Here is a 3,191-nt window from a genome sequence, read left to right on the forward strand (position 1 = left end):
CGGTGACCCCATCATTGGATACTTAATTGCTCAATTCGACATAACTTGGCCTCGATTTGGAACAGACTTTCTTAATCGTGGTGAAATATGAATCTCCAAAACCGCATCAAGTAAACAAGGGCACGTGAGATCAGGTTCCCGACAAAGCCAACGCTACCCATTACACGCCTTGGCCAACAGAACAAGCCTCTTAGCGGCATCATCGAAAGATCCCACAGCGTAATATCCGTCTTTATCCTTGCCAATGCACCCAACAAAAGGAGAGGACAGGAACTCGAGCATTTCCCCAACCTCGCTGATCGACAAATCTTCAATTGAGGACGTTCCGTTTTTCATGAACCAGTAAACATCCCGCTTAGACATCAACCCGCCAAATTCTTTATCTTCGTTTTGAGAAAGCAACGCCCTGAGCACCAAATCGAGCAGCTTGGTTGTTCGCCTAAAGCGGGCAATAGCGGGTTCCAATAAACCAAGATCGATAGATCCCGAATACTCGAAGAGAACTTTGTAGTCTTGAGAGACGAGCGGAATCTCCTCTTGAAGCTTAAGAAGCTTTTCCAACTCGCTAATTCCAAACAACGCGACGTCATGTTCCTTGGCCCTATCGCAGATCCGTTTTTCAGAAAAACTTGACCCCACAACGGCGATGAACGACGCATCGTGTTTACGACGATGCAGTTCAAGGGTGTCAAAATCGACTTGTGAGGCAGAGACCCCGCCATTAGAGGTTGATTTGGCATCAATTACCACGGAATAAGAAAATCTCGAAGCAGCATTCGCGACCGCTAAAACATCTGTATCACCAGACCCGCCCAACAAAGTCGTTCTAAACCCAAGGCGACTAAAGCACCGCTCCACAGCTCGTTCCAGCCGATCGGGATGACCGGAATCGCGCGAAGAATCCCAAAGCTCTCCAATCAGTTTGTCGACATCGGTAGCCACGGGCTGCTCAGGTCCCGCCCCCTGATTGCCAATGGAATCAACGATGAAATTAAACCCATATCCACTCAAAAAAGAATCGCTGTGCTCAGTTGCCTGATAACTCATCTGGCTTCTCTTTTTTAGCAAGCCAGCTTTCAGCAAAACATTAAGACGCTTTCGAAGCGCATCATGGGAAATGTCGACGTTATAACGTTCGAATAGAAGCAGCTGGATCGACTTAACGTCAAACGCGCTGTGACCAACAAGCGGCAAAAGCTCAAATACCCAAGAGAACGCTGCGTGAAAACAGCAAGCAAAATTAATTGCAGATTTTTCAGACAGCCAAGCGTCGCCAATTGCAGTTAACTCGTACGTAGTAAGTGACGACCGCCGCACAAAGCCCAATTTTGAAAGTGCAGAAATCGCCGTCTTGGTTGAGCTTTCGGATAGCTTATAGGACGAGTTAGAAAACCGAACGATTTCAGACTCGTCACCACCGTTATTTACGATGGAAAGAAGTTCAGCCGTAGCATCAATAAAACCGGATGCCCCGCCAGCGAAAAATCCAATGGAATCCGAACGATCAGATTGTTTAGCATTTATAGCAAGATCGACGGCCCAATTTGAAGGCTCGGTCCAGTTTAAGGAAGCGGACTCCTCCAAGACACCCTTGGGCTCCACTTCGATCTGGGAAACCCATTGGTCACCTAGAGGGGTCCGTACATATCGGCATCCTTCGTATTCTCTATACTCAACAAGGCCGAGCTCGCGAGCCCATTTTAAACGGCGCTGGACCTCACTCGTCTTGCTCCAGCTCATTCCGTACTCGGCATTGGCCAACAAACGCAGCTCACCAGAAGTCATTGGCGCGCCCAGCACATCAATCATACCGCTAAAGAATCTGCAACGACTTGCCAGGCACGCAGCCAGATAGGAGTTGTCTCCCGTGTCAGTCCAACGGTCCGACTCTGCAGAAGGGGTGTATCCCTCAGGAGTCTTAACAACCAATCCACACGGGCTCAGGGCAAGACAAGCTGCGCCAAGAGAAAGCTTGGCTGTTGAACCATCGATTGAAATGGTGTCATCTAGGGATTGGCCACTCTTTAAGACATCCAGAATCGTTCTTAGAGTCTCGATCATCCCCTCACTCCCAACGGGAATATTGGGAGAAGACTGGGCATGGGATGAATAATCGGAAAACTTTGGATATTCCATCGGATCAATCTGGACCATAGGGCATCTCCGATAAAGGTCGGCAAATAAAACGCTATGACCATGATATCAAGGGAAGAGCTCGCGAATCGCACGGGACCCTATACGCTACCGCGAAAGAGTTCGGCAATGTCTCGAAACGCCATTTACATTTGTCCAATTAGAGCATGGCAATCAGTGCAAACTGGGCCAATTTCCATTGGTGACAAACGCACCTCCGGTTCGTACACGAGCACGGCATTCTTAAGTTCGGGAATAATCTCAAGGTAGCGAAGGAAACAGCTCTTCTCCAGTTCGCCAAAGTCAGAACCCAATATTGCATCCCGCATCTCTTGGATTAGCAGGATTAGCTTCGCCAGCAAATTGTCCGTTTTGTCAAAAAACGTATCTCTTGATCGAAAATCAACCTATGAGCAGATGAAGCGCGCGCAAGCTCATCCTTATAGGCCTCAAGAAAAGTATCCAAGATGGATTTAAATTCCGCCATTCGCCTATTAAGGACATGATCGAAAGCACGTTCGGCAACTTTGGGGAAGACAAGCTCAAAGAAAGCAAGAACAGCCAGTGCACTTGGGACTAACTCAGAAATAACTCTTTTAATCATGTGTTAGCCTTATTTTACTTATTAGCGCGTATATCAAAAACAAACGAAAAACAAGACGGATGCTCCATTTCGCGTGCAAAGATACACACACAAGCCTGAGCTCCTAATTGAAATAACGAAGAATTAGTCAATCAAGATCTGTAGCATATTCTGCTTTAACGCTTGCGCTCCCTATGCCAAATTCGAATGCGATCAACCAAATAGTTAGAGGCTATTAAATAAACAAGCAATAGTATGAAAACAATTAATACGACCGTCCCGGAAATATCGACTTCTTGAATCGGGAGCAATCCCTCAGTTAGCGGAACGGTCAAGGACGCCGTAACCCCAATAAAGCACATCTTATCGGCATCAATGCAAATAATGCCTTTGTTTTTAGATAGAAAGAAAGCCGCGGCGCAATAAATAACCAACAAAGCCATAAGCCCCGGAACCGTATCCCAGCAGAAAAGTG

General features: G+C 47.0%; 3 protein-coding genes. All 3 read right to left on the minus strand.

The genetic code is table 11. The features are described from left to right. Window positions 1-153 precede the first annotated feature (153 nt). Window positions 154-2,154, minus strand: a complete 2,001-nt coding sequence (locus tag ACQRCA_RS08310; protein ID WP_427719872.1) for a hypothetical protein — start codon at window positions 2,152-2,154, stop codon at window positions 154-156. A gap of 325 nt (window positions 2,155-2,479) precedes the next feature. Next, complete coding sequence (locus tag ACQRCA_RS08315) at window positions 2,480-2,737, minus strand: hypothetical protein (protein ID WP_427719873.1); 258 nt, start codon at window positions 2,735-2,737, stop codon at window positions 2,480-2,482. A 155-nt stretch (window positions 2,738-2,892) separates the two neighbouring features. After that, on the minus strand, window positions 2,893-3,191 hold a 299-nt coding region (locus tag ACQRCA_RS08320), incomplete at its 5' end, for a hypothetical protein (RefSeq protein WP_427719874.1).

The sequence above is a fragment of the Collinsella sp. SGI.095 genome (genome assembly GCF_050314535.1).
In the GTDB taxonomy this organism is placed as follows: Bacteria; Actinomycetota; Coriobacteriia; order Coriobacteriales; family Coriobacteriaceae; genus Collinsella.